Origin of the sequence: Rhizobium sp. R693 (assembly GCF_002211315.1) — a bacterium.
In the GTDB taxonomy this organism is placed as follows: domain Bacteria; phylum Pseudomonadota; class Alphaproteobacteria; order Rhizobiales; family Rhizobiaceae; genus Rhizobium.
The window spans coordinates 84,167-110,757 of sequence record NZ_LOKY01000003.1 but is presented as its reverse complement, the minus strand read 5'-3'; the positions used below and the strand labels follow the sequence as shown (position 1 = coordinate 110,757).

Annotated in this window: 25 protein-coding genes, 1 tRNA gene and 1 pseudogene; 15 read left to right on the top strand and 12 right to left on the bottom strand. The window is 59.4% G+C overall.

The features are described 5' to 3' along the window. The first annotated feature begins 26 nt into the window (after positions 1–26). Entirely contained in the window at positions 27–227 is a 201-nt protein-coding gene (locus ATY79_RS30380; RefSeq protein WP_141105589.1) for a hypothetical protein, read from the top strand. On the opposite strand, the gene ATY79_RS04660 is transcribed toward ATY79_RS30380, so the two are convergent. Beyond that, positions 224–640: a hypothetical protein gene (locus ATY79_RS04660; protein ID WP_088694870.1), complete on the bottom strand. Its 417-nt coding sequence runs from the start codon at positions 638–640 to the stop codon at positions 224–226. The two genes, ATY79_RS30380 and ATY79_RS04660, sit on opposite strands and share 4 nt — an antisense overlap. 108 nt (positions 641–748) lie before the next feature. On the opposite strand from ATY79_RS04660, the gene phaC reads away from it, so the two are divergent. Next, on the top strand, positions 749–2,632 hold the full coding sequence (gene phaC, locus ATY79_RS04655) for a class I poly(R)-hydroxyalkanoic acid synthase (RefSeq protein WP_189637256.1): 1,884 nt from the start codon (positions 749–751) through the stop codon (positions 2,630–2,632). Positions 2,633–2,659: 27 nt separating this feature from the next. On the opposite strand, the gene ATY79_RS04650 is transcribed toward phaC, so the two are convergent. After that, positions 2,660–3,679, bottom strand: a complete 1,020-nt coding sequence (locus ATY79_RS04650) for a methyltransferase (protein ID WP_088694868.1) — start codon at positions 3,677–3,679, stop codon at positions 2,660–2,662. Between the two features lie 316 nt (positions 3,680–3,995). Here ATY79_RS04650 and ATY79_RS04645 point away from each other — a divergent pair, with 316 nt between their 5' ends. The 6 genes and pseudogenes from ATY79_RS04645 (at position 3,996) to ATY79_RS04620 (ending at position 12,180) form a co-directional block, all read left to right on the top strand. Continuing rightward, complete coding sequence (locus ATY79_RS04645; RefSeq protein ID WP_088694867.1) at positions 3,996–5,330, top strand: DUF2778 domain-containing protein; 1,335 nt, start codon at positions 3,996–3,998, stop codon at positions 5,328–5,330. Between the two features lie 1,036 nt (positions 5,331–6,366). Beyond that, positions 6,367–7,203, top strand: a complete 837-nt coding sequence (map, locus tag ATY79_RS04640) for a type I methionyl aminopeptidase (RefSeq protein WP_088694865.1) — start codon at positions 6,367–6,369, stop codon at positions 7,201–7,203. Between the two features lie 163 nt (positions 7,204–7,366). Further along, positions 7,367–8,032, top strand: a pseudogene (gene radC / locus ATY79_RS04635) (DNA repair protein RadC); the annotation flags it as partial. A 49-nt stretch (positions 8,033–8,081) separates the two neighbouring features. Next, entirely contained in the window at positions 8,082–8,699 is a 618-nt protein-coding gene (locus ATY79_RS04630; RefSeq protein ID WP_088694864.1) for a dual specificity protein phosphatase family protein, read from the top strand. A gap of 102 nt (positions 8,700–8,801) precedes the next feature. Continuing rightward, positions 8,802–10,208: a Si-specific NAD(P)(+) transhydrogenase gene (sthA, locus tag ATY79_RS04625; protein WP_088694863.1), complete on the top strand. Its 1,407-nt coding sequence runs from the start codon at positions 8,802–8,804 to the stop codon at positions 10,206–10,208. Positions 10,209–10,389: 181 nt separating this feature from the next. Beyond that, entirely contained in the window at positions 10,390–12,180 is a 1,791-nt protein-coding gene (locus ATY79_RS04620; protein ID WP_189637255.1) for a radical SAM protein, read from the top strand. A gap of 407 nt (positions 12,181–12,587) precedes the next feature. Here ATY79_RS04620 and tig read toward each other — a convergent pair whose 3' ends face one another. The 4 genes from tig to ATY79_RS04600 form a co-directional block, all read right to left on the bottom strand. Continuing rightward, a complete protein-coding gene (tig, locus tag ATY79_RS04615; protein WP_088694862.1) occupies positions 12,588–14,069 on the bottom strand; it encodes a trigger factor in 1,482 nt (493 codons plus the stop codon). 187 nt (positions 14,070–14,256) lie between these two features. Then, positions 14,257–14,341 (bottom strand) — tRNA-Leu (locus tag ATY79_RS04610). Positions 14,342–14,496: 155 nt separating this feature from the next. Then, positions 14,497–15,084: a GDYXXLXY domain-containing protein gene (locus ATY79_RS04605; RefSeq protein WP_088694861.1), complete on the bottom strand. Its 588-nt coding sequence runs from the start codon at positions 15,082–15,084 to the stop codon at positions 14,497–14,499. Then, positions 15,081–16,184 carry a DUF2157 domain-containing protein gene (locus tag ATY79_RS04600; RefSeq protein WP_088694860.1) on the bottom strand — a complete coding sequence of 368 codons (1,104 nt, stop codon included), beginning with the start codon at positions 16,182–16,184 and terminating at the stop codon, positions 15,081–15,083. The genes ATY79_RS04605 and ATY79_RS04600 overlap by 4 nt, the downstream gene beginning before the upstream one ends. An 841-nt stretch (positions 16,185–17,025) precedes the next feature. On the opposite strand from ATY79_RS04600, the gene ATY79_RS04590 reads away from it, so the two are divergent. The 3 genes from ATY79_RS04590 (at position 17,026) to ATY79_RS04580 (ending at position 18,079) form a co-directional block, all read left to right on the top strand. Next, positions 17,026–17,172, top strand: coding sequence for a DUF1127 domain-containing protein (locus tag ATY79_RS04590; protein ID WP_088694858.1), 147 nt, complete (start codon positions 17,026–17,028; stop codon positions 17,170–17,172). A gap of 296 nt (positions 17,173–17,468) precedes the next feature. Next, the gene (locus ATY79_RS04585; RefSeq protein WP_016553778.1) at positions 17,469–17,612 is read left to right on the top strand and encodes a DUF1127 domain-containing protein; all 144 of its coding nucleotides are present in this window, start codon (positions 17,469–17,471) and stop codon (positions 17,610–17,612) included. Between the two features lie 263 nt (positions 17,613–17,875). Beyond that, on the top strand, positions 17,876–18,079 hold the full coding sequence (locus ATY79_RS04580; RefSeq protein ID WP_088694857.1) for a hypothetical protein: 204 nt from the start codon (positions 17,876–17,878) through the stop codon (positions 18,077–18,079). 78 nt (positions 18,080–18,157) lie between these two features. Here ATY79_RS04580 and ATY79_RS04575 read toward each other — a convergent pair whose 3' ends face one another. Then, complete coding sequence (locus ATY79_RS04575; RefSeq protein ID WP_088694856.1) at positions 18,158–19,045, bottom strand: LysR family transcriptional regulator; 888 nt, start codon at positions 19,043–19,045, stop codon at positions 18,158–18,160. A gap of 101 nt (positions 19,046–19,146) precedes the next feature. Between ATY79_RS04575 and ATY79_RS04570 the strand changes: the two genes are divergently transcribed. From ATY79_RS04570 to ATY79_RS04555, 4 genes are all read left to right on the top strand, one after another. Then, positions 19,147–19,764, top strand: coding sequence for a glutathione S-transferase (locus ATY79_RS04570; RefSeq protein WP_088694855.1), 618 nt, complete (start codon positions 19,147–19,149; stop codon positions 19,762–19,764). Positions 19,765–19,811: 47 nt separating this feature from the next. Next, positions 19,812–20,822, top strand: coding sequence for a pyridoxamine 5'-phosphate oxidase family protein (locus ATY79_RS04565; protein WP_088703141.1), 1,011 nt, complete (start codon positions 19,812–19,814; stop codon positions 20,820–20,822). 118 nt (positions 20,823–20,940) lie between these two features. Then, positions 20,941–22,374: a methylenetetrahydrofolate--tRNA-(uracil(54)-C(5))-methyltransferase (FADH(2)-oxidizing) TrmFO gene (trmFO, locus tag ATY79_RS04560; protein ID WP_088694853.1), complete on the top strand. Its 1,434-nt coding sequence runs from the start codon at positions 20,941–20,943 to the stop codon at positions 22,372–22,374. A 118-nt stretch (positions 22,375–22,492) separates the two neighbouring features. Further along, positions 22,493–23,059 (top strand): class I SAM-dependent methyltransferase, encoded by a 567-nt coding sequence (locus ATY79_RS04555; RefSeq protein ID WP_245306924.1) that lies wholly within the window; start codon positions 22,493–22,495, stop codon positions 23,057–23,059. Here the strand turns inward: ATY79_RS04555 and ATY79_RS31265 are convergent. The 5 genes from ATY79_RS31265 to ATY79_RS04530 all read right to left on the bottom strand — a co-directional run bounded on the left by ATY79_RS31265 (position 23,047) and on the right by ATY79_RS04530 (position 26,591). Then, complete coding sequence (locus ATY79_RS31265; RefSeq protein ID WP_088694852.1) at positions 23,047–23,265, bottom strand: GDCCVxC domain-containing (seleno)protein; 219 nt, start codon at positions 23,263–23,265, stop codon at positions 23,047–23,049. The two genes, ATY79_RS04555 and ATY79_RS31265, sit on opposite strands and share 13 nt — an antisense overlap. 27 nt (positions 23,266–23,292) lie before the next feature. After that, entirely contained in the window at positions 23,293–24,330 is a 1,038-nt protein-coding gene (locus tag ATY79_RS04545) for an MBL fold metallo-hydrolase (RefSeq protein WP_088694851.1), read from the bottom strand. A 36-nt stretch (positions 24,331–24,366) separates the two neighbouring features. After that, the gene (locus ATY79_RS04540) at positions 24,367–25,026 is read right to left on the bottom strand and encodes a peroxiredoxin (RefSeq protein WP_088694850.1); all 660 of its coding nucleotides are present in this window, start codon (positions 25,024–25,026) and stop codon (positions 24,367–24,369) included. 177 nt (positions 25,027–25,203) lie between these two features. Then, complete coding sequence (locus ATY79_RS04535; RefSeq protein WP_088694849.1) at positions 25,204–25,671, bottom strand: hypothetical protein; 468 nt, start codon at positions 25,669–25,671, stop codon at positions 25,204–25,206. Positions 25,672–25,739: 68 nt separating this feature from the next. After that, the gene (locus ATY79_RS04530; protein WP_088694848.1) at positions 25,740–26,591 is read right to left on the bottom strand and encodes a phytoene/squalene synthase family protein; all 852 of its coding nucleotides are present in this window, start codon (positions 26,589–26,591) and stop codon (positions 25,740–25,742) included.

Genomic DNA, 26,591 nt, shown 5'->3' with positions numbered 1-26,591 from the left:
TCTTTCCCCACGGAAATGCGGCCACCATGACCGCGCTCGAAGTTCGTCCTAATTCCCGGCTGTTCGCGATACGAACTTCAGAATCGCCAACGCCGTATTCATCAGACTTGTGTCACACGGCATTTCTTTGGCGGAAAACCGTGCAGGCCTTGCATTATTGGGAAAAATTCATCTTCCGCCACTACTGGAAGGCTTTGCTTCCAAATCGCAGCGAAGGCAAGGCCTAATTGGCGATTTCGGAGAGCGTTTCGGCGCCATGCTCGGCCGCAAGCTTGCGAAATTCCGCTACGCGACGCTGATACTCGGCTTCCGAGATCGTGCCGGCCTTGCGCTGTGCGCCGAGGGCCGTCAGCTTCTTCTGAAGCCCGCCGGCCTCGTCGTCACCCATCTGAACGTTTGCGGCTGTCAGCGGCGCACCGAATCCCGGGTAGCCGTCCTTGTAGTGTGACAGGCCGCTTTCCGTCGCCGCCTCGCCCTTCGTTGCGTTCATGACAACAGGCGTCGGCGCTGCCTGCCTGGCCCGGAAGGCGGCCTTTTCCTCGGGCGTTTCCAGGCATCCGGCAAGCGTCATGGCCGCGGCGGCGCTAATGAGCGCGATGCGGGTCACGTTTGCGATAGTGCGGATGCCGTTTTTCGTCATGTGCCAGAGGTCCCAAATCCTGAGGTGCTTCGACTGTTAAATTCGTCGCCGCCACAAAGCAATAGCACGAGCGTGCATCAGCGGAACTTGTTTTATCGATCTTTCCAGATGTACAACTCGATTTGCAGGATATGCTGCCGCCGGAGGAGACGCGTGACCGACAGCAAGCAGGACAACGGCAACAAGGCAAAAGGCCCGGGCTTCGATGCAAAGGACCTCGATCCCTACCTGTTGAAAGATCCCGAGGCGATGGCGATCAATTTCGCCCGGGCGCTCGAAAATCTCGGCAAGGCGGCTACAGCCTGGCTCGCGCCTCGCGAACGTGGCGAAATCGCGGAAAATGCCGCAGAACCGGTGACCGACATGGTGAAGACGCTCTCCAAGGTCACCGAGTACTGGATCTCCGATCCGCGCCGGACCTTTGAAGCGCAGACGCAGCTGATGAGCAGCTACTTCGGCATCTGGATGCGCTCGATGCAGCGCATGCAGGGCGAGACACCGACGGAAGAGCCGGACCGCAAGGACAAGCGCTTTGCCGATGAGGACTGGCAAAAGAACCCGTTCTTCGAATTCCTGAAGCAGGTTTACCTGATCACCGCCGATTGGGCCGAGAAGATGGTGGCCGACACCGACGGGCTCGACGAACACACGAAGCACAAGGCCGGTTTCTATGTGAAGCAGATCACGGCCGCGCTCTCGCCAACCAATTTCGTCGCCACCAACCCCCAGCTTTACCGCGAAACGATCGCCACCAGCGGCGAAAATCTTGTGCGCGGCATGAAAATGCTTGCCGAGGATATCGCGGCGGGCCAAGGCGACCTCAGGCTTCGCCAAACCGACATGACCAAGTTCGCCGTCGGCCGCGACATGGCGCTGACTGCAGGCAAGGTGATCGCGCAGAACGAGATCTGCCAGATCATCCAGTACGAGCCGACGACCGAGACGGTGCTGAAGCGCCCGCTTCTCATCTGTCCGCCGTGGATCAACAAGTTCTACATCCTCGATCTCAACCCGCAGAAATCATTCATCAAATGGTGCGTCGACCAGGGGCAGACCGTTTTCGTGATTTCCTGGGTCAATCCGGACGCGCGCCATGCGCAAAAGGATTGGGCCGCCTATGCGCGCGAAGGCATCGACTTTGCCCTCGATACCATCGAGAAGGCGACGGGCGAGAAGGAGGCAAACGCTGTTGGCTACTGCGTGGGCGGCACACTGCTCGCCGCAACGCTGGCACTGCACGCCAAGGAGAAGAACAAGCGGATCAAGACCGCCACCCTCTTCACGACGCAGGTGGATTTTACCCATGCCGGCGATCTCAAGGTCTTCGTTGACGAGGAGCAATTGGGACGGCTTGAAGCCCATATGGAGGAGATTGGCTATCTCGACGGGTCGAAGATGGCGACCGCTTTTAACATGCTGCGGGCCTCGGAGCTGATCTGGCCCTATTTCGTCAACAACTACCTGAAGGGCCAGGATCCGATGCCCTTCGACCTGCTCTTCTGGAACGCTGATTCCACGCGCATGGCGGCGGCGAACCACGCTTTCTACCTGCGCAATTGCTACCTCAGGAACGCATTGACTGCGAACGAGATGATCCTCGACGGGCAAAAGCTGTCCCTGAAGGACGTCAAGATTCCGATCTACAATCTCGCAACCCGCGAAGACCACATCGCGCCGGCAAAGTCGGTGTTCCTTGGCAGCCAGTTCTTCGGTGGTAAGGTCGATTTCGTGCTCGCAGGCTCCGGCCATATCGCTGGCGTCGTCAACCCGCCGGACAAGAAGAAGTACCAATACTGGACCGGCGGCGCAGCGAAAGGCGACTACGAGACATGGCTTACCGAAGCCGCCGAAAATGCCGGCTCGTGGTGGCCACACTGGCAGGCATGGATCGAGGCGAAAGACAGCAAGCGCGTGCCCGCCCGCAAGCCGGGCGGTGCTGCGCTCAACGCCATCGAAGAAGCGCCGGGAAGCTATGTCATGGAGCGAGCCTGAGGCTTGCTGGAAACCGCAGCGGCTCTGTTACTCCAGGAAGATCAGGCTGGCCGGTGACGGCGAAAGCGGCTTCGTCGCGACGACGCGAAAACCGGCCGATTTGGCCATCTCGGCAAGCTCCCGCCCGGTATAGGCATCGCCATTCGGCGTCGTAGCCAGCATGACCATGGCAAACGCCGCCGGGAACTCGGGCGACACGCGATCCTCGTTCGGAACGAACTCGACCACCGCCACGCGGCCTTCAGGCACGAGGCTCGCACGCGCTTTCTTCAACAGCGTAACGCAGCCCTCTCGATCGAAGTGATGGAGAAAGTTCGGCAGCAGGATAAGGTCATAGCCACTGCCCCAATCGACTTCGAAGGCGCTGCCGGGGCGGAACGTGAAGCGCTCGGCAACGCCTGCTTTCGTCGCATTCTCTTCCGTCACCGCAAGAACCGGCTTCCAGTCGATAGCGACCACACTGGCCGATGGCGCCACCTTGGCGATCTCTATGCCGAAGGCGCCGGGACCGGCCGCGATATCCAGCACCCTGCTCGGCAGCTTTGGCCACGTCGCCACCTCAGACGCCAAGGCCATTGCGCTTGCACCGGTAAAGGAACCCATTGCCCGGGCAAACTTGACCCAAATGGGATTGTCCGGCGCTACGTTGGCCAAGCCGACGGAGCCGCCGTTGCGAACAAAGGCAGCCGGGTTTTCGAGGAACAAGGACATCATTTGCGGCGAAGCCAGGAAATCGATCGCCGCTCCCATATAGGCCGGGGAGCGCCTGTCGAGAAAGGCCTGGCTCGACGGCGTCAGCGCATAACTCTCGCCGCTCTTCGTCAAAAAACCCGAAACCACCAGAAAGTCGCAGAGAATGCGCACTCCGCGCTCGGCGCAATCCAGGTCCGACGCAAGCATCTTCGCGGTGCGCGCCTGGCCGCCAAACTTCGTGAAAAGATCGAATTCGATTGCGGCCTTCATTGCCGCCGTTTTTCGAAAAGCAAACATCGCATCGACCAGCGACGCTGGCGAGATTTCTTCATGAACCACTTGTGTCGAAGACATCGTTTTCCCTCCCAAGGTAGAGACACGCGACGGCAGGCATTCATAGCAGAATCCGCGTTCTTCGGCACGTCATGACAAAGAAGGAGGCGGGTAAAATCGAGCCTCGGGGCCATGCCGAAAGCTCTGCATTCAAATTCGTACGGTGCAAGCGATCACGTAAAGGAATTGGTTACCATAATTCGCCATTCTGTCAGGCAACCGGACATATTAGCAAAGCCGCAATTTGGCCCTGATGCTCCTATACCGGCCCCGGCGAAGAAAATTATCAATCTGTCAGTACCGCCGGCCTTGTAACGAGTTGTGAAAGACAAGTGTTATGGCGTTTGCGGTCGATGTGTTTGCCAATACCAGGCCCATAGGTACGTCCATTTCTCGCTTCGGTCGCTCTTTCCATTTTCTCTCAGGTGCAACTCTTATCGGTGCGGGGTTTGCCGCTTCGGCGTGGATCGTCGCCACAGTCGCGACCATGCACATGGCTGCGCCAGCTCCGCATCCGAGCACCGGTCGCTTTGCCGACATCGCGCTGGCCCCTGCAGCCATTGCTAGAACCGAGCCCATGCAGCGCCTCGTTCATGTCAAGAAATTCTCGCGCCTACGAATGAGCTCGGAAAGCGAGCTGGCGGAGGCCACGGGTATTCGCGTGGCCGCTCCATCCGCGGCGCTGGCAGCTGCATTCGTCGGGCAATCCGAACCTCTTGCTATTTCTGAAGGCTCTCCGAACAAGCAGCCGGCAATGGTTGCCGCAACGACAGCACCTGCCCTGCCAAGCCGCGAGACCAAGGACGACGCCGTCACGGCGACACCGGTCGCTGTTGCCTCGGCTGATCGCATCATCATTCCGTCGAAAGAAGAAATTGCAGTTGCCGAAGGACCTGCCCTGCTGGCGCTCGCCGCAAGACCTGCTGACCCCATCAAGGGACAGGTTCCACCCGCGGCGGCCAAGCCAGGAGGTCCGGTCGAGGTTGCAAGTCTTGCTTCTGCCGCGCCGACCGAGCAACCTGCGTCGTCCACCCAGCCGTTTGATCTCGTATTGAGCGGCAGCGACACGTCGATCCCCTTGCCGATGGCCCGGCCCGATGGCCTGACCAAGCGGGCGACGCTCAGCGATCGTAGTGCTCCGGCAGAACCCGTGCTGGCCTATGCCCGGCCGGATGCGGGCGCTTCGGATGATGACGAAGACGCAATGCCGACCGTGAAGAAGGGACTATCTGCGCCCGTCGCGCGTAGTGGCGTCGCGGTCTACGACATTTCCGCCAACATAGTCTACCTTCCGAACGGTGAGCGCCTGGAAGCCCATTCCGGTCTCGGCAAGATGCGTGACAACCCGCGCTATGTGAATGCCAAGAACCGCGGACCGACCCCGCCGCATACCTACAATCTGACAATGCGCGAAAGCCTGTTCCACGGCGTCGAGGCTATTCGCCTCAATCCTGTTGGCGGCGCAGGTTATGTCTACAACCGCGTTGGCCTGCTAGCGCATACCTACATGCTCGGCGCTCGCGGCGATTCCAACGGCTGCGTGTCCTTCAGGGATTACAAGCGCTTTCTCGCCGCCTTCAAACGCGGCCAGATCCGTCAACTGGTGGTGGTCACGAGCATGCCGAACAAGCCGACGTCCACCTTCGCTTCGTTGTTCTCGTCGCGCTCCTAATCAATAGTCATCAAGAACGACGTGCTCGATTTGCCCAGCGGCACGCGGAAATGCCATCATCGTTGCGTCGGATACAAGCCACAGATGACACCCGCCGCGTGAAGGCAAGCCCTCGCGCCGTCACCCAGCCGTTCACCTCCTCGTCCCCCCCCCAACTGGATCCAGAGCCAGCGCGCTCAAGTCCTGGGCGAGAAAGACGCCTTTGCGCCGTAGACGCGGGGCTACTGGATGCCGGGTCGAGCCCGGCATGACGGGAGCTAACGGTGAACGACGAAGTGCAAGACAGGCCGGCCCGGGCAACTGCTCTCCTCCCGTCATCCCGGACCTGATCCGGGATTCCGCCACCTCGCATCCGCGCGGTGAATCAAGCGGCTCCTGCGCAATCAGCAATTGCTTTGATGTTGAGGTGCCGCATTCGTAGTAGGTCTCGACAGCTCACCATATGAACGTAATCTGCGACTGTTCCCACAAAAACAACCACATAGCCCCCGTTCCATCCCCACCCCTCGCCCCCATGCCATCATCCCCTCGTCCCGTCATGGATACACCGCAAGGCGTTGCGGCGAGGCGGGACCGGCGCGCCGGGTGCGGAGGAAGGACGTGAGCTTCCGCATCAGGGGCCCGCAGAAAATGGCCTCCCTCCGGGGACGGCGGCGTCCGCGCGAATGCGGCGTCGAGTTGAGCCCCGGACGTGCCTGTGTGGCACACATGGCCCCCAGGGGAAGCAAGAGCTTCCTCGGGCAGGCCGCAGAGGGACCGGAGTTGCGGGCACAAACCGCCGAACGGGGCGCTGGGAAGCGCCATATTGTTTTACTCAGCGAGGCACTTTCCAGCGCCGCGTCCGAGTGACAATGCAGGTCAAGCCACGGGCCAAAAGGATCGCGTGAAGGCGAAGCTGCGCGCGGCTCGCAGAAGAGCTGCCGGTGCCGGTTCAACGCGACCGCAAGGCCATAAATCACATCCACCCCATTGATCGCGATGGACGAACCCTGCATAGCTGCATTATGTACCAGAATGACAATCCTAAAGGCCTGCAATGGTGAATTATATCGAAGCCTCTTCCGCGCCATCGAAAAATACGGGCGCAATCAGGCTCTACGGTCCTGAAGCTTTCGAGGGAATGCGGAAGGCTTGCCAGCTGACGGCGCGCTGCCTCGACGAGCTGGCCGCTGTCGTGAAGCCGGGCCTTCCGACCGACGCCATTGACCGCTTCGTTTTCGAATTCGGCATGGACAACGGTGCGATTCCGGCGACGCTCAATTATCGCGGATACACGAAATCAACCTGCACCTCGATCAACCATGTTGTCTGCCATGGTATTCCTGATGCCAAGCCTCTGCGCGAGGGCGACATCGTCAACATCGATGTAACCTACGTGGTCGATGGCTGGCACGGCGACTCAAGCCGCATGTATCCGGTCGGGACCATCAAACGTGCAGCGGAGCGGTTGCTTGAAGTGACCTACGAATCCCTTCTGCGTGGCATATCGGCCGTTCGGCCCGGTGCTCGCACCGGCGCGATTGGAGAGGCCATTCAGACCTATGCCGAAGCCGAACGCTGTTCCGTTGTGCGCGATTTCTGCGGTCACGGCGTCGGTGCGTTGTTCCACGACTCCCCGAACATTCTGCACTACGGCCGCGCGAACGAAGGGCCGGAACTGCGCGAAGGCATGATCTTCACGATTGAACCGATGATTAACCTGGGTCGGCCGCATGTGAAGGTGCTGGCGGACGGCTGGACTGCCGTTACGCGCGATCGCTCGCTTTCGGCGCAATACGAACACACGGTCGGCGTCACCGCCGACGGCTGCGAGATATTCACGCTTTCGCCTGGCGGCCTCGACCGACCCGGCCTTCCGCCCTTGAACCGATGAGCGCTTGATGACGAAGGGTCCTGTTTCGCAATCCAACGACGCCGAACTGCCCTTCGCCACCAGCGATGCAAGCGACGAACGCTCCTTCTTTGCGGAATAGGCCGCCAAGCCGGCATCGCTCACGAAGCAGGCCAACCTCCCGGCATCGCTCGGCAAGGAAGAGCACTATCACGGACACCGGGAGCGGCTACGCGACCGATTTCGTCAGCATGGCGACACGGCGCTCGCCGATTACGAGTTGCTCGAACTGCTGCTGTTCAGGCTGATCCCGCGGCGCGATACCAAGCCAATCGCAAAGGCGTTGCTCGAGCGCTTCGGTTCACTTGCCGCCGTCTTCGGCGCACCACTGCCTTTGTTGCAGTAGGTGAAGGGCATCGGCGAGGCCGTGGCGCTCGATCTGAAGCTGGTCTCGACAGTCCGCACACAGGACCCTGAAGAGCGAGCTTCGCGGCAAGCAGGTGCTATCATCATGGTCGTCAGTGATTCAATACTGCACGCCGCCATGGCCCATGAGACACGCGAGCAATTCCGCATTCTCTTTCTCGACAAGCGCAACGCGTTAATGGCCGACGAGGTTCAGGGACGCGGGACGGTTGACCATACGCCGGTCTAGCCGCGCGAGGTTGTGCGGCGCGCGCTGGAGCTTTCGGCGACGGCGCTGATCCTCGTCCACAACCATCCCTCGGGCGATCCGACGCCGTCGAGGGCCGATATCGACATGACGAGGATGATTGTCGATACGGCAAAGCCGCTCGGCATCACCGTCCACGATCACATCATCATCGGTAAGGACGGTCACGCGAGTCTTAAGGGTCTACGTCTGATTTAGAGACCAAACCTGCTTCAGGTGTCCGTCAGGTTTGGGTGGCAAGGCAAGCATGCTGCAACCGTTCTGCTTCGAGACCTTTATGACGACGACCTTTGTTTCTCGCCAATTCCCTCGTTCCAGGATGGCAGCGGCATTTCTGCTCACCCTGCTCCTTGCCATCGTTGGCGGCTACGCTTTCTATTTGGAGGCGACGAGCAACTTTCATGCTGTCGTTGCCGGCGAAGTCTACCGTTCGTCGCAGCCATCCCCACAGGAAATTGCCGACTTCTCGAAGCGCTATGGGATAAAGACCATTATCAATCTGCGCGGCGGGATCAACAGCCCGACATGGAGCGCCGAGGTCGAACAAGCCAAGACACTTGGCATCGAGCACATCGATTTCCCGATGTCGGCTTACAAGGAGCTTTCCCCGGAGCGGGCGAAGGAATTGATCCAAGTCATGAAGGACGCTCCGAAGCCGCTGTTGATCCACTGCCTCTCAGGTGCAGATAGAACCGGGCTCGCATCCGCGCTTTATCTGGCGGCGATCAGCAAGACGAACGAGAAAGTGGCTGAAGGGCAGATGTCGATCTTTTACGGCCATATCGCACTGCCGATCAGCCGGGCTTTCGCCATGGATCGCACCTTCGAGAAGTTGGAACCCCTACTTGGCCTCAATGAATCCTGATATCCGCTCATAAAATAATCTGCAACATTGACCTGCTACCGGTGGACGCGCGAGATATTGCGTCGCAAAAATGATTCCAGCTTTTCAATCGGGGCCAGCTTAATGTTCGAGTACGATCTTGTTGTTGTGGGTAGTGGTCCCGCAGGCCGCCGCGGCGCTATTCAGGCCGCCAAGCTTGGCAAGAAAGTTCTGGTCATCGAACAGGGCAAACGCGTTGGCGGCGTTTCGGTGCACACCGGCACCATCCCCTCCAAGACGCTGCGCGAAACGGCGCTCAATCTCTCCGGCTGGCGCGAGCGCGGCTTTTACGGCCGGTCTTATCGCGTGAAGGAAGAAATCAGCGCGGAAGACCTTCGGCGGCGCCTGCTGATCACCCTCGATCACGAAGTCGAGGTGCTGGAGCACCAGTTCGCCCGAAACCGCGTGCAGCATATCAGAGGCAAGGCAAGCTTTGTCGACCCGTCGACGCTCGAAGTCGTCAAGGACGACGGCGAAATCCTCAGGGTCACAGGCGCCAGCATCCTTCTTGCGGTCGGCACGAAGCCGTTCCGCCCCGATGACATCCCATTCGACAACAAGACGGTGCTCGACAGTGACGAGCTGCTCGACATCGAAGAGCTGCCGCGCTCGATGGCCGTGATCGGCGCGGGCGTCATTGGCATCGAGTATGCGACGATCTTCAGCGCACTCGATACCGCGGTGACCGTGGTCGACCCTAAGCCGACGATGCTCGATTTCATCGACCGGGAAATCGTCGAGGACTTCACCTACCAGCTGCGCGATCGCAACATGAAGATCCTGCTTGGCACCAAGGCCGACAAGGTGACGCGCCTGGATAACGGCAAGGTCGAACTGAAACTCGACAATGGTCGCCATCTGGTGACCGACATGGTTCTCTTCGCCGCCGGCCGTATGGGCGCGACCGATACGCTCAACCTGGAAGTGGCGGGACTCGAAGCCGATAGCCGTGGCCGCCTCAAGGTCAATCCGGAGACCTTCCAGACCTCTGTCCCGAACATCTACGCCGCGGGCGACGTTGTCGGCTTTCCGAGCCTCGCATCCACCTCCATGGAACAGGGCCGCATCGCCGCCCGCGTTGCCATCGGTGCGGTCGCGAAGGAGCCGCCGAAATACTTTCCCTACGGCATCTACGCCGTTCCGGAGATCTCTACCTGCGGCTTGACGGAGGAAGAGATGAAGGAGCGCGGTATTCCCTATGAATGCGGCATCGCGCGTTTCCGCGAGACCTCGCGCGGACATATCATGGGTCTCGATACCGGGCTTCTGAAGCTCATTTTCTCGTTGAAGACGCGCCGACTGCTTGGCGTGCACATCGTCGGTGAAGGGGCAACCGAGCTGGTTCACATTGGCCAGGCCGTGCTGAACCTCAAGGGAACGGTGGAATACTTCGTCGAAAACACGTTCAACTATCCGACGCTCGCCGAGGCCTACAAGATCGCCGGTCTTGATGCGTGGAACCGGATGGGCGACATCAAATCGGAGCTGTGATCCCCTAACCAGGCTGCAGGCTTTGACAATTTAGTAAACGAAAACAAAAATCTAAGATCCGGCCAAAATACGGTCGACCTGACTTATTTGTGTCGAATAGCGCCGGTAAAACCTTCGCTTGTATAATCCGCCGCGTCTGGTAGCGTCCATTTTCGGGGATTCCTCTTACCAGCGAGTGACCGTGCAAGATCTGTCCAAGACCGCCAAACGGAGTTTCCAGCTCATCCTGATCAAGCCGTCGCATTATGACGATGATGGCTATGTGATCCGGTGGTGGCGGGCAATGATCCCCTCAAATTCCTTGGCTGCGATCTATGGAATCGCGTCCGATTGCGCTGAGCGCAAGGTCCTCGGCCCCAATGTCGAAATCGACATTACGGTCATCGACGAGACCAACACGCGGGTCAACATCCCGGCTCTGCTCAAACAACTTGGACAACACGCCAATTTCGGGATGGTCGCCCTGGTCGGCGTTCAGTCGAATCAGTATCCACGGGCACTGGATATCGCGCGCCCCTTCCGCGCCGCCGGCATTCCAGTTTCGATGGGCGGCTTTCACGTGTCGGGGTGCCTGGCCATGCTCGACGGCAAGGCGGTCGGCCTGGACGCGTGTCGCGAGATGGGTATCTCGATGTTCGCCGGCGAGGCCGAAGGCCGGCTGGAGCGCGTTCTGCAGGATGCCGCCAGCAGCCAGCTTGAGCCGCTCTACAATTTCATGAACGACTTGCCGAGCATCGAAGGTGCGGCCGTCCCGTTCCTGCCGAAAGCCAATGTGGCGCAGACGCTTGGCCTCAGCACGAGTTTCGACGCCGGCCGCGGTTGTCCGTATCAATGCTCGTTTTGCACCATCATCAATGTGCAGGGGCGTAAATCGCGCTTTCGATCGGCCGATGATGTCGAAAAACTGGTGCGGATGAACTGGGCACAAGGCATCCACAAGTTCTTCATCACCGACGACAACTTCGCGCGTAACAGGGATTGGGAAGCAATCTTCGACCGCTTGATCGAGCTCCGAGAGAAGGACGGCATCCCACTTGGATTGATGATCCAGGTCGACACGCTCTGCCACAAGATCCCGAACTTCATCGAAAAATCCAAACGCGCCGGCGTCACCCGCGTGTTCATCGGGCTTGAGAACGTAAACCCCGACAATCTGACTGCGGCCAAAAAGAACCAGAACAAGATCACCGAATACCGGAAGATGCTGCTCGCCTGGAAGGCACAGGGCATCATGACGCTCGCCGGCTACATTCTCGGCTTCCCTGCAGACACGCCGGAGTCGATCCGGCGCGACATCGCGATCATCCAGCACGAATTGCCCCTTGATGTCATCGAGTTCTTCGTGCTGACCCCGCTGCCGGGCTCGGAGGATCATCAGACCCTGTGGAAGAAAGGCGTCGAGATGGACGCCGATCTCAACATTTACGACGTCGAGCACGTCTGCACTGCGCATCCGAAGATGAGCAAGCAGGAATGGGAAGACATCTATCAGGAGGCCTGGTCGCTCTACTACTCGCCAGAGCATATGAAGACGCTGCTGCGCCGGGCTGTTGCCACGGGCGTACCGCTCGCCAGCCTTGTCAAGATGCTCGTGTCGTTTGCGACGACGGTGCCGCTGGAGAACGTTCATCCGCTGCAGAGCGGACTGCTTCGTCTCAAGCATCCATCCGAACGCCGCCCCGGCCTGCCACGAGAAAGCGCCGTGACGTTCTGGCCACGTTTCATCTGGGAAACCGTTCGCAAGCACCTGTCGCTAGGCGCCACCATTGCCAGCCTCGCAACGAGCGCCTTCTTCATCGCACGCGACAAGAAATCGAAGACGTATATGGATCAGGCACTGACACCGGTCGGTGACCACGAGGATGAAACGCTTGAACTGTTCACCAAGACAGCAGGCGGACGAGCCGCCGTCTCTCATATTCACAAGGTCGCGGAACTGACCCACGCACACAAGGCTCGGCCCGCGGTCTGAACGCAGTAGGACGCCGGCTTACAGAAGACGGGCAAACTAGCCGTTGAGTCGCCGGGATCGTCGCGATGTCAGTGGTAATGTGGCCTGAAGCGTGTCGATAATTCCACGCATTCAACAACCACGTCGTTGTCGAATGTCATCTTGTCCATGACCTCTGTCTCGAACCTCGCCGTGCCGTGACGCATTTTCCCTGCGATGCATAAGTGCGACGTCGCCCTCGGCACGAAGGGCTTTCATCTCCAAGTGTCGATCCATGCAGCACCGTCGCGCGAAGCGCAGTGCTCCCGACAACAGGATCCGTGAGCGGTGCCGACGGCGGCTTCCACGGGCCGAACGGCAGTCGCTGGCTCCGAAAACAAAAAGCCCCGCACGAGGCGGGGCTTTCGTAAATCCGATTGGCCAAAAGATTACTCGGCGCCTTCCTCGGAAGCCTTCTTCTTCGGAGCGGCCTTCTTCTTCGGAGCAGCGGCTTCTTCGCCTTCAGCCGCTTCTGCCTTGGCAGCAGCCTTCTTCTTCGGGGCAGCCTTCTTGGTTTCCTTTTCGGACACTTCGCCTTCTTCGTCGGCGAGCAGTTCTTCCTTAGTCACCTTCTTGTCCGTGACGTCGATCTCGGTCAGCAGATGGTCGATGACCTTTTCTTCGAAGATCGGTGCGCGGATCGAGGCGGCGGCACCCGGCTGGCTGCGGAAGAAGTCAAGGATCTGCTTCTCCTGGCCCGGATACTGACGCAGCTGCTCGTAGATGGCGCGCTGCATTTCGTCTTCGCTCACTTCAACGCCAGCCTTTTCGCCGATTTCGGAGAGAACGAGGCCGAGGCGAACGCGACGCTCAGCGAGCTTCTTGTACTCTTCGCGAGCCTTCTCTTCCGTCGTGTCTTCGTCTTCGAAGGTCTTGCCGGACTGAGCGAGGTCGTTGGCAACCTGGTTCCAGATGCCGTTGTACTCGGCTTCGACGAGCGAGGCAGGCGTCTCGAACTTGTACATTTCGTCAAGCTGGTCGAGGATCTGGCGCTTGACCTTCTGGCGGGTCATCGAGCCGTACTGCGACTCAATCTGGCCGCGGACGATTTCCTTGAGGCGGTCAGCCGATTCAAGGCCGAGCTTCTTTGCCAGTTCGTCGTTGATTTCAACGTCGGCCGGGGCAGCAACGTCCTTGACCGACACGTCGAAAGTGGCTTCTTGGCCGGCCAAGTTCTTGGCCGGGTAGTCAGCCGGGAACGTAACGGTGATGGTCTTCTCGTCACCAGCCTTCGTGCCGACCAACTGGTCTTCGAAGCCTGGGATGAAACGGCCGGAGCCGAGAACGAGTTCGGCGCCCTGGTCGGTGCCGCCGTCGAATGCTACGCCATCGACCTTGCCGACGTAGTCCATCGTGATGCGGTCGCCGTCAGCAGCCTTGCCCTTCTTGGTTTCGTACGAACGGGCGCTTTCAGCAACCTTCAGTACCTGTTCGTTGACTTCTTCGTCGGAGATGTCGACGACTTCGCGCGTGATCTTGATGCCCTTGTTGGACTTCAGTTCGATCGGCGGCAGAACTTCGTAGGAGAGTGTGAACTCGAAGTCCTTCTGAGCGGCGAGGATCTGTTCTGCCTCGTCCTTGTCTTCCGTCATCGCGATTTCCGGCTGCGTCGCGGACTTTTCGCCGCGCTCGGCGAGAATTGCGGTCGGCTGCTCGCGAACGATCTCGTTGACGAGATCGGCCATGATGGACTTGCCGTAGACCTTCTTGAGGTGAGCGGCCGGAACCTTGCCTGGACGGAAGCCGTTGATGCGAACCTTGTCCTTCACGTCGGCAAGACGCTCGTTCAACTTGACTTCCATGTCCTTGGCCGGGACTACGACCTTGATTTCGCGCTTCAGCCCTTCAGCGAGCGTTTCGATAACCTGCATGTCTTCCTACCTTCATTTCGTGGCGGCCGTGCCCAGACGCCGTTCGTTTCGATGAGCACGACGCCGGAAAATTGCCGGGCGTGGCTTGTTCTCAATTCTTCTTCATTCCACCCTTGGCGGAACGGCGCTTTGCTGCCGGGTAATCGAGGGACACCGGTTCCGATCCCCCCGCCTGCAAGCCAGCTTTTGGTGCGGGTAGAGAGACTTGAACTCCCACGCCTTGCGGCACCAGAACCTAAATCTGGCGTGTCTACCAATTTCACCATACCCGCGTTCTCAAAAACCGCATGCATATGCCTGCACATGAGGCCTTCCGGAGCGCGGCGTCTCTATATCACCCGATTTGGTAGAGGCAAAGGAAAAATGAAGGGCAAATGACAGTGTTTTCGCCCGCACTCGTAGGCCTCCACACCCATTCGGTGTCAATTTAATAAAGAGGCTCGTCGTAAGCGGGCTTACCATCGACGAGCAGGCTCCTTATCTGCGCCGTCCCATCCGAACCGACGCGAATAGCAATGGAGACGTCACCGCCCTGCCGAGCCTTCTCCAGGGCCGTCCCTTGCCCTTCGGGAACATAGTAACGCTCGATGCCGTACTCGACGCGGATATGGTCGGCGGAATTGGGGCCGTAACTATAGAAGGGTCTACTGTGCAGAACCACAGTACCCGGCTGCTCCGGAAGGCGTTCGAAAGATGATTCGACAATGCCGGAGAAGCCGCCCTCGCCGGGCTTCAGCCGCACCCAGAGGCTCTTCTTGCCCTGATCCTGCGGCACACCCCCGACAATCGACCCCACCGGGACCGAGGAGATGTCGTAGTTCAGCACAACATAGTCTCCGCGTAAAAAGTCGCGCGGATCTACGGGTGCAGTCTTCAGCAAAGCGTCGGCGCCACTGCGCAGAATCGACGCACGGCTCTCAATGACATAACCGAGAACGGCCGTCTGCAGGGCTGCCACAATGATTGCGGCGACAACATAACGACGCCCGGAGTTCTGCCTCGTGAAAATGCTCATCGGGTTGCCTCCGGGTTTCTCATGGCAAATCGCCGCTCGAGGCGAATGACGATCCACGCAACGGCAGCGACGAAAAGCCCGGAGAACAAGAAGAGGCTCGAGGTGCCGAGAATCGATCCGACCGTCACCGACGCAAGGTAGAGCATCTCGACGGCAAAGGCCGTGTAAGCCAGATAGCGCACCGCACCGTTGTCGCGCCCCTGAAGCGCAATGGCAAGCACCGCGGCCCCCAGCGTCACGAGCGCCAACGTTATGAACTGCCAGCCGTGCTCCAGTTCAACATGCAGGAGAAACAGACCAATCATGGCGACGAGGAAAGTGTAGAAGGCAGGAGCGGAGCCGGCGGTTCTGATGAGCGTCGAACGTCGTGACAGCGGCAAACTGACAAGCACGAACGCAAGCATGCCACCGACGGCATAGCCGAGCGCGAGCCAGAAATTCTCGTTCACGGCATAGAGCCACGCAAGCCAACCGACCAACAGCAGATACGCAAGGTGACGCACGCGGTCTGCTCCGGTGAAGCGCACGAGACCAATGACCACCGCTGCCATGAGCGGTACAATCCAAGGCTCGAGCCCGACCCATCGCGTGTCATAGGTGTTGAGATAGGCGGCGAAGCTACCCCAGGACAGAAAGCCCGCCACCGCGGCAACGACACCGGACCGGAACAGAACCGCCGACACCGCCGCGATGGCAAACCAGAGATACATCACTGTCAATTCGTCGCCCGACAGCTGGTACATCTGCCCGACCAGCGAAATGGCCCCGCCGAAGGACAAGGTGCCTATAACGAGCAGTCCGCTCGCGGCAGCGATCGCGCCGCGCCTCAGCATGGCCGCTGCACCGAGATGCACGGTCCAGATAGCCGCAAGAATGACGGCGAGGCGCACAAGCCGCGGGATGGCCTCCCAGTTCGAAGCGATAACCAGCAGGATAGCCGCCCCAAGCAGGATTGCCGCAAGGATCATCAGCACCTTGCCGAGGCTGAAGCTTGCCGGGCGGGCATCATATTCACTCAGCAGCGCTCCAGCGGTTGCTTCCGGCAAAAGCCCCTTCTCGACCCAAACCGAAAGGTCTCGCTCCAATCGACCGCGGTACATGCCCTACTCCGTGCAAACGCGCGATGATGCGCTTCTCCCCGCCTTATAGCTGCTAGTCGAGCATCAGGGAAATATTCCCATACAAATTCCTAGACGAAGTCGGGGCACACATTAACCGATCAACAACATCAAATCTCTAATATAAAGTCATTCACCGAAAGCCATGCATCCAGCGCATGGTCACCATGTATATATTGCACTGCAAAATCCACGCGGAGCGATTTATATTACTTTTCGGAGAGCAGGGGATGGCGTCCCTGCCCGGACCTTCCGGAAGCCTTCGAAGATGATCTTCGTAACGAAATTCGGAGCAGCGCACTCCTCCTCCCAGCGCCCTCCGATGGACTGACAACACTCCTCCTCCCAGTTGTCAGTCGCCTTAATGCGCCCACCGGATCCTCCCCCGGTGGGCGTTTGGTTTTTGGGACCTGCAGAACTACAAACCTGTTTCTTCAATGCAATCAGGGCATCGACCGCAACTAGCTCGCGCAGAAGCGCGCGCATGAGAGGCTGACAACAGTCTTTCCATGATAGACGCCGATCGACGACCTCGACAGCAGTCAAGCCTCCTTCATGCCGACGCCGCAGTGTACCTGGTCGAACTGACTGCACGAAGCAAACATCAATTGGGCTCGCCTCAGCGCCATTCTGCCTAATGATTGATCATATGTTGGCCAAATCGTGCAATCGACGACGACAGACTTGCATTCCGCGCATAGGTGCTCTGAAATCTTGTCTCTGTTACGACTTCGCAGTGCAACATATATTCGGGTCATCAAATAGAGGTCAGCGCCGATCGGCGGCAGCTGGCAGATCGCAAGCCCTAGGAAAGGGGATTAAAATGAACCTCACACGCTCTTTCAACAACTGGCGCAAGTACCGTCAAACCGTTACCGAACTCGGCCGCATGACCAACCGCGAATTGCACGACCTCGGCATCGACCGCTCTGACATCCATCGCGTTGCTCGCGAGGCTTCTGCCCGCTAATCCAAGCGGTCCGCTATCCTCCCGAGCAGATCGCCTTGCCAAAACGCCCGCTGCCCATGGCAACGGGCGTTTTCTTTTGTCTGGCTACCAGCTTCCGCAATAGTTGCGATTGCATCCGCTCCCTTTTGGTAGCGCTCAGAAAGTAATCACTGCATCGGGAATGAGCATCGCATGCACAATTGCATAGCAGATGCCTTTTCTTTGCACTGCACAATGTGACAGGGAACGCCTATATGAATGTCAACGATGAGACGGCGATGGCGCTGCTCTCGACGATCATTCTGAGGAAGACGAACATGAACCCGATCCGCATTGCAAAGAGCTGGATTAGCTACCGCCGTACGCTCAGCGAACTTGGCAGCCTTTCCAACCAGACCCTCGCCGACATTGGCGTTAGCCGTTACGACATTCGCACCATCGCTTCCCGCTCGTTCCGCTAATAGCGGCGAGCGTGAAGCTTCCAAGACGGCGCCTTTGGCGCCGTTTTTGATTCCAGGCCTTTCGCCGCGAACAGGCGCCGTCAAAGCGATACGATCGCGAACCAAATCCCCGAGAACCGAATAGCGGCAGCAGCGCGAACACGCGACATGGCGAGATCCACTCTGGGCTGTCCTGTTGATACCGGGGTTGCCTCCATTCTTTAGGGTGGACTAATATTAACCATTGTGAAACTATCCGGCCGCTGCCTAAGGAGAGATACGCGATGTGCCGATATAATCTTCGCATGGAAGATGGTTTGTGGACGGTTGTCGATGCAACGACACAGAACCCGGCTGAATTGAACGGCGTTCGGATGGCTCGGATGACGTGGCGCGAAGCATGCGACATGGTCGACATCCTGAACAACCTCGATCGAATAAGCTTCCTGTCAAAACGCTACGAAGCCTCGGCCAGGACAATGGCCTGAGGACGGATGCGGCCGCCGCGGTATGGCCCGAGCGGCTTCGAGGCTGAAACCGCCTCGGCATCGAGACAACTCCGGCCACTAGAGGCCGAGGGCCTTTATCTTCTGAACGGCGAAATCCACGAACGCACGCGTCTTGGCCGAGACGTGCCTGCCCTCGACGTGAACGACGTGGATCGGCAAGGGCTCTTCTTCATACTCACCAAGTACTGTTTTCAGCCGACCGGCAGCAATATGTTCCGCCACCTGGTAGGACAACGTACGCGTCAGGCCCCAGCCGGTCACGACTGCGGAGATGGAGGCATCGACAGTATTGCAATACATCCGCGGGCGCAGCTTGACGGGCATATGGTTCGGCGCAAAGTGCCAGTCCAACGGCGCCGATGACCCTGTATTCACGATGGTTACGTGCCGGGCGAGGTCGGCCGGGGTTGCCGGTTCGCCATGGCGCTCGAAGTAAGCTGGCGCCCCGCAGACGACGCGGCGCACGCTACCAACCTTTATCGCCTGCTGGTCCGAATCCTGAAGATGGCCAATACGGATGGCGACATCGATGCCCTCCTCTACCAGGTTGACCATCCGATCGAAGAAGAGGACGCGTCCGGTGACGGCCGAGTGCATCGTTAGAAACTCGGTCACGATCGGGACGATATGAATCTGACCGAACAGCACCGGTGCCGTGATGGTCAAGACTCCCGATGCCGTTGAATGAGATCCACCGGCAGAGGCTTCCGCCTCGTCGATATCGCTGAGGATTCGTCTGCAGTCATCGGCATACCGACTTCCCGAGGGCGTCAGCTTCACCGAGCGCGTTGAGCGCACGAACAGCCTCGCCCCTGTAGCCTCTTCCAGAAAGGCAACCGCGCGCGTGACAGCCGGAGGGCTCATGTGAAGTTGGCGCGCCGCCTGTGCAAAGCTCGCCGTCTCGGCGACCTTGACCAAAACCCTCATGCATTGAAGCCGATCCATCGTTTTATTCCGCGTTCAGAAATAGTATCTTTCTTATTATCATCATTCATCGCCTCATCTGAAACAATTATCGTCTGATCACCAACACGGAGATCAGCCTGATGAAACTCTATTCGCATCCTCTCTCGGGCCACGCCCATCGCGCCTGTCTCTTCCTCTCTCTTATCGGCGCCAAGGCCGATGTCGTGGACGTCGACCTAGCGGCGCGTGAACACAAGAGCCCCGGTTTCCTGGCGCTCAACCCATTCGGACAGCTGCCGGTGCTTCAGGACGGCGACGTCGTCGTCAGCGATTCCAACGCCATCCTCGTCTATCTTGCCAAGAAGTATGCGCCAGAGGGATGGCTCCCGGAGGAGCCGGCAACTGCGGCGGCGGTTCAACGATGGCTGTCGGTCGCGGCGGGCGAAATCGCCTATGGTCCATGCGCGGCACGTCTTGTGACCTTATTCGGAGCGAAATTCGACACCGAAGAAGTGATCGCGAGAGCTCATCGCATTCTTGGCCTTATCGATACGCATCTGGCCGGTCGCGAATGGCTCGCCACGACGAGACCGACGATCGCCGACGTCGCCCTTTACAGCTACATCGCCCGCGCCCCTGAGGGAAACGTTGACCGATCTGCCTACCGAAGCGTAACGGCCTGGCTCGAGCGGATAGAAGCGCTTCCCGGCTTTCAACCCTTCCAGAAATCACCCGTCGGCATCATCGAGGCGGCTTGACGCGTTTCATCGCGCCGCGCCCAAACCAAAGCCGTCAAGGAGCCGTTATGCCTACCGAGGCACAGAGCACCACATCCTCTCCCTGGCATGCCGGAGAGATAGCACTGCAGGAAAAGGTCGGGGTCGCGAAGCGAATGGACGAAGTGGGCCGCCGCGTGCTGCGAGATTACCTGATCGAGCAGCACTGCCAGTTCTACCCGCAGCTGCCCTTCATCGTCCTGGGAACGGTGGACGCGGGCGGCAACGCATGGGCGACACTCCGTGCCAATCGTCCGGGTTTTCTTGAGAGCCCGGACGTCCATACGCTGAGCGTCCGCCTTGCGCGTGAGCAGCTCGACCCGGCCGACCTGGGAATAGACGACGGCAAGGCCATCGGCATGCTGGGCATCGAACTTCACACGCGCCGCCGCAACCGGCTGAACGGCACCATCCATAGAACCGGGCAGAACGGCTTCGATGTGCGCGTGGGGCAGTCCTATGGTAACTGTCCGCAATATATCCAGCTGCGCGATTTCGAATTTGCACGCGATCCGATACAGCCTTCGGGGTACGACCCGGTCAGCTTTGGCAATCTCGACGGTCGGCCCGCCGAAATGATCGCCAAGGCGGACACGTTCTTCGTTGCCTCGTATGTCGACCGCGACAATGAAGGGCGCCAAATCGACGTTTCGCATCGTGGCGGCAGGCCCGGCTTTGTCCGGATTGGTCAGGACGGCGTTCTGACCATTCCGGACTTTGCCGGCAACCTCTTCTTCAACACGCTCGGCAACATTCTCGCCAACCCGAAGGCGGGGTTGGTCTTCGCGGATTTTGAGAGCGGCGATTTGCTGCAATTATCAGGCGACGCCGAGGTCGTTCTGGAATCGCCTGAGATAGCGGCGTTCCAGGGTGCGGAGCGACTATGGCGCTTTCGCCCGACGCAGATCGTCTACAGGCAGGAAGCGTTGCCGCTTCGTTGGCGGTCGCGTGCCGATGGTCGCTCTCCCAACTCCTTGATGACCGGCAGCTGGGACGAGGCCGCCGCGCGGCTTCGCGCGAAAGCCCTCGCGAGGAGCTGAGCTGTGAGCGAGACAGCGGCTCGGCTGGCGCTGGATATCTGAAGACATCCGCGCCGACATCGAATAGTCGCCAATTCTTTGGTTCCCTGCGCTGGCCCGGCGTGGTAATCAGCCGCGCATGAACAAGACCTCTTCCCATTCCCCCATCCATGTGGTCGGCGGCGGGCTCGCCGGCTCCGAGGCGGCCTGGCAGATCGCCAATGCCGGCGTACCTGTCATCCTGCACGAGATGCGCGGCGTGCGCGGCACCGACGCCCACAAGACCGATGGCCTGGCCGAACTGGTGTGCTCCAACTCCTTCCGCTCAGACGACGCGACCAGCAATGCGGTCGGCGTCATCCATGCCGAGATGCGCATGGCGGGATCGCTGATCATGGCGTGCGCCGACAAGCACCAGGTCCCCGCCGGTGGCGCACTGGCCGTCGACCGCGACGGATTTTCCGACGCCGTTACCAAGGCCATTCAAGAGCATCCCTTGATTACGGTCGTTCGTGAAGAAGTAGCCGGTCTGCCGCCGAAAGAATGGGATCTCGCCATCGTTGCTACCGGCCCGTTGACGGCGCCTTCGCTTGCAGGCGCTATCCAGGCCGAGACGGGTGCGGACGCGCTTGCCTTCTTCGATGCGATCGCGCCGATCGTTCATCGCGACAGCATCGACATGGATATCTGCTGGTACCAGTCGCGCTACGACAAGGTTGGTCCCGGCGGTACCGGCAAGGATTACATCAACTGCCCGATGACCGAAGAGCAGTACAATGCTTTCGTGGACGCACTGATCGCCGGCGATACGGTCGGGTTCAAGGAATGGGAAGGAACGCCCTACTTCGATGGCTGTCTTCCGATCGAGGTGATGGCGGAGCGCGGCCGCGAGACGCTGCGTCACGGCCCCATGAAGCCGATGGGCCTGACCAATGCGCACAACCCGACAGTCAAGGCATACGCCGTCGTTCAGTTGCGGCAGGACAATGCACTCGGTACGCTCTACAACATGGTCGGCTTCCAGACGAAGCTGAAGTATGGCGCCCAGGCAGAGATCTTCCGTATGATCCCGGGGCTCCAGAACGCCGAATTTGCCCGCCTCGGCGGCCTCCACCGCAATACCTACATCAATTCGCCGACGCTGCTTGACCCGTCGCTCTCGCTGAAGTCGCGCCCGGGCCTGCGTTTCGCCGGGCAGATCACCGGCTGTGAAGGCTATGTCGAAAGCGCGAGCGTCGGGCTGATGGCGGGCAGGTTCGCCGCAGCAGAGCGCAAGGGAGAGACTGTATCGCTGCCGCCTGCAACAACGGCGCTCGGCTCGCTGCTCGGCCACATCACGGGCGGTCACATCGTCAACGACGAGGAACCTGGCAAGCGGTCGTTTCAGCCGATGAACATCAATTTCGGCTTGTTCCCCGAGCTCGAGCCCGGATCAATCGTCAAACCCGAAGGCGTGAAGCGTTTCCGCGGCAAGGACAAGACGATCATGAAGCGGCAGCTGATCGCCAAGCGGGCGCTTGCCGATTGTGCCGGCTGGCTCGGGCAAGACGTTGAGCTCGCTGAAAGTGCGTGATCGAGCCGCGAAACTGTCGATCTAGCCACAAGCGTCTTGCCGAGAATCGTATTTCTGCATGGTGAGACCTTCCGCGAAGGGCGTGACGTTTATGGCAGCATTGTTTCAAGGCACGTCCATGCCAGACAGAGATTGGTGGTCTGCGCTGTGGCCTGATCCCAAAGGGCTGCTTCAACAGATTGGCATCCGGCAGGGCATGAGCGTTCTCGACCTTTGCTGCGGTGACGGCTACTTCACCGGCCCCCTCGCAGCACTGGTCGATGGAAATGTGGCGGCCCTTGATCTCGATCCCGCTATGATCGAGCTGGCGAAGGCCGAAGTTGAACGACGAGGCGCGTCCGTTCGTCAGTGGATTTGCGCGGACGCCACCTCGCTAGGCGAGAGCCTTGACGAGCCGGTCAACTTTGTCTTGATCGCCAATACCTTCCACGGCGTTCCTGACCAGATTGGCCTTGCACATTCCGTGAGGGCAGTTCTTCAGCCAAACGGGTTGTTCTGCATCATCAACTGGCATCCAGTGCCTCGAGAGGAAACGGTAGTGTTGGGCAAGCCGCGCGGACCGCGGACTGAAATGCGCATGTCACCCGAGGCCGTCCGTACCGTCGTCGAAACCGCTGGCTTTGCCATGCAGCGGATCGTTGACCTCCCGCCTTACCACTACGCGGCCATATTTCAGGTAGCCTGACAGCACCTCGGCGCCATGCGGGCCTGAATCGGTGGGCACGGCACTGATCCGTATGAGCAAAAGATGCAGCAATCACCCTGCTTTGGCTTGAGCGTTGCGCCACAGCCTCGGCATTCGTGAACCCAAACACAGGCGTCAACCGGCATCGTCTCCACCGACCGGTGGCCACAGAGGGGACAGGTCAGAATTGATCGCTGCTCTTCCATCGTATCGCCTCACACGGGAAACTACCCCTAATGCGCGATCGGTCCGTCGGCTTTCTTCCAGGCATCGATGCCTCCTTGAATATGAAAGGCCAGGGGAAGGCCGGCATCGTGCGCCGCCTGCACGGCCATTGCCGATCGTTCACCAAACGCGCAGTAGAAAAGCAGCCTCTTGCGGGTCGAGCTTGCCAGCTCATGCAGCATCCCACCGGCGCCGATGCTTTCCTCCAGCGACGGATAGGGTACGTGCAGAGAGCCCGGGATTGTGCCGTTTCGCTGCCGCTCGGGATTCTCACGTAGATCGATGAGGGCGACGTCGCCGAGGCCAACAACGCTCAGCGCTTGCTGCGCCGTCAGTGCCCAGCCATGGCGCATCACGTTGTCCTGATTCATGCCGACCTTCATGTTGGCCGGAACGGCGACATCCATCATCTTCGGGTTGGCCAGCTTCAGATTGTTCATCAGATCGGCATATTCATCGGCGGACCTTACCTGCAGGCGCGGATTGAAAGCCTTTTCTTCACCAATGGTTGAGACGGTATCGCCCTTATAGTCGTGTGCCGGGAAAACCAAGGTCGATTCCGGAAGCTTCAGCAGGCGCCCGAAGATCGACTCGTATTGCGCCTTGGGATCACCATTCTGGAAATCGGTCCGGCCCGTGCCGCGAATGAGCAGCGTGTCGCCGGTGAAGACGCGGTCGGGCAAGACGAAACTGTAGGAATCGTCCGTGTGGCCCGGCGTATAAATCACATCCAGGGCAAGTCCCTCGATAGTCAACTTGTCATTGTCCGACAGACGCATCGAAACGACGTCGGCCTTCGTCTGTTCTCCCATCACGGTAATGCAGTGGGTCTTGTCGCGCAGAGCGCCAAGACCCGTGATGTGGTCGGCGTGGAGATGCGTATCCACGGCCTTCACCAGCTTCAGATCAAGCTCGTGGATGAGCTGGAGATAACGATCGACCCTTTCCAGCACCGGATCGATGATCAGCGCCTCACCGCCCGTCCGGCTTGCGAGCAAATATGAATAGGTACTCGACACCGGATCGAACAGCTGCCGGAAGATCATCCCCACCTCCTTCATGGCGGCTTGGCTTGCGATAAACTATCCGTGCGGCTGCGGCACGATCCTGATGTAAGGCTTCGGCGCACGCCAACCTTGCGGGTACTGCTTCTTTGCGTCGTCGTCGGAAACTGAACCAGCGATGATCACATCCTCCCCGTTCTTCCAGTTCACCGGCGTAGCGACCTTATGCTTAGCGGTAAGCTGAAGGGAATCGATGACCCGCAGCACTTCATCGAAGTTGCGACCAGTGGTCATTGGATAGACCATGACCAGCTTGATCTTCTTGTCAGGCCCTATCACGAAAACGTTGCGGACCGTCTGGTTATCGGCGGGGGTACGCTCGGTCGGATCACCGGACACCAAAGCAGGCAGCATGTTGTAGCGCTTTGATACGGCGTAATCGACATCCGCGATCATCGGATAATTTGGACGATAGCCCTGCGTTTCCTCGATATCCTTCATCCAGCTGGTGTGACGTTCAAGCGGATCGACGGAAAGGCCGATGATCTTCACACCGCGCTTGTCGAATTCGGGCTTGATCCGCGCCATGTAACCGAGTTCGGTTGTGCAGACGGGCGTAAAATCCTTGGGGTGCGAAAACAGCACCGCCCAAGAATTACCGATCCACTCGTGAAAACTGATCTTGCCTTCGGTAGTCTGGGCTTCGAAATCCGGAGCGGTATCATTGATTGCAAGCATCACGCACCTCCCGTAGCGTTTGTGAATACAAACTCAAACTTTTACCGGATGAGCATAAATCTTGCGCCTATTTCAAACGGTAGGCAACGGCAAAACGGCCGCGTCCGGCATCACTGGAGGTGCCACCGATCGGAATGAAGGTGACTGCCGTAACGTGAGGATAAGACCCCGTTCACCCTACTGGCCGTTGGCAGTCGTGGAGCCATGGGAGGGCAAAGCCTTGTCGGGGTCGGCCACATAGTTGCCGAGCAGCCAGAGGGAGACCTCTGATGCCTCCCTGGCGGATACGAATTCGAACGTACCGTTCTGATGCGGGGCGTCGAGGAACTCGATGCTGAGGCCGTTGCCCGTTTCAGAACTCAGGACACGTACCCTGCCCGGCTCGATGATGTGGCATGAATAGTGTCTCTGCATGTTGCGCATGAAGCCCGCCTTATTGTCATGCAGGCGCACGAATACAGCCTGGCCGTTGGCGGTTGCCTGCAACTGGCGGATCGCTTCAGTGGGGAAAGCCCGATTGAACTCGATGATCGCGAGGCCAGTGTCGTGAAGGCCATCTTCCTTGTTCTGCGCAGCCATGCGCGTCGAAATGAAGGCGATGAAAACCACGATCGCGAATATAACGCACCAGACGATAATGCTCACATCGCTCTCCGATCAAAGCTGCAACGGCGCTCTTATAGAGCACGAGCCTTGCGCGAGTTTAAACAAGGTCAGATTTTCTTGCGCATCAACGCGAGCAACATACCCACCTGGCGCCGCAACTGCGACCGCTGTAGTTGACGCTCGAACAGGCCCGCGCCTACACGCTGGGCGCTGACGAGAACCGGTTCTGCCAAAGCGACAGGTAGAAAGGCGGGGAACACGGCTTGCGGGATCGCGAGTTTTCTCGCCTTGGCAAGATGATCACGGCCAAGCCCCGCAAAGGCTTCGATCGCGGCAGAGATACGCGGTTTGTCCTCGCCGGCGAGAAACGCATCACGATCGAGCCCGGTAGCGGACAGGATTTCAAGCGGGATGTAGAGCTGCCCGCGGTGGCGGTGCAATGGCATCAGAAGCAAGAGCCCGGCGATGGCCTGCGCAACACCAGCGTGCCCAGCAGCTTCGGCCGTTCTGGCGGCGTCCTCTGGTGCAAGCACCAGGCTGGCCAGCTGAATGAGGGCAGATGCCGTCTCGCCGGCATATCCCTCGAGCGAGACGCGTGTCTCCATCGCATCGTCGTAGAGATCGAAGATGCGAGCATCGATCATGTTGACGAGGGTCTGCGATGGCAGGCGGTGCGCTTCGATTGTCGATAGCAGGGCCGCGGCAATTGGATTTGCCTGGGTGGATCCATGCGCGCTCCCCTGCAAGAGGTCACGCCAGTATTGCATACGAACCTCGCCTGGAAGGGGCTCGTGCACCAGATCGCGAATGCGCGCAAGCTCGGCGTTGAAGGCGTAGAGGGCCGCCAATGCGTCCCTTTTACCTTCCGGCGACAGCAGGCAGGCCAGATAGCGGTCGCGGTCGTTGTCGCGCAGCGTCGCCAGGCAAATGTCCTGGTTCGTCAAAGACTGATCGGCCAT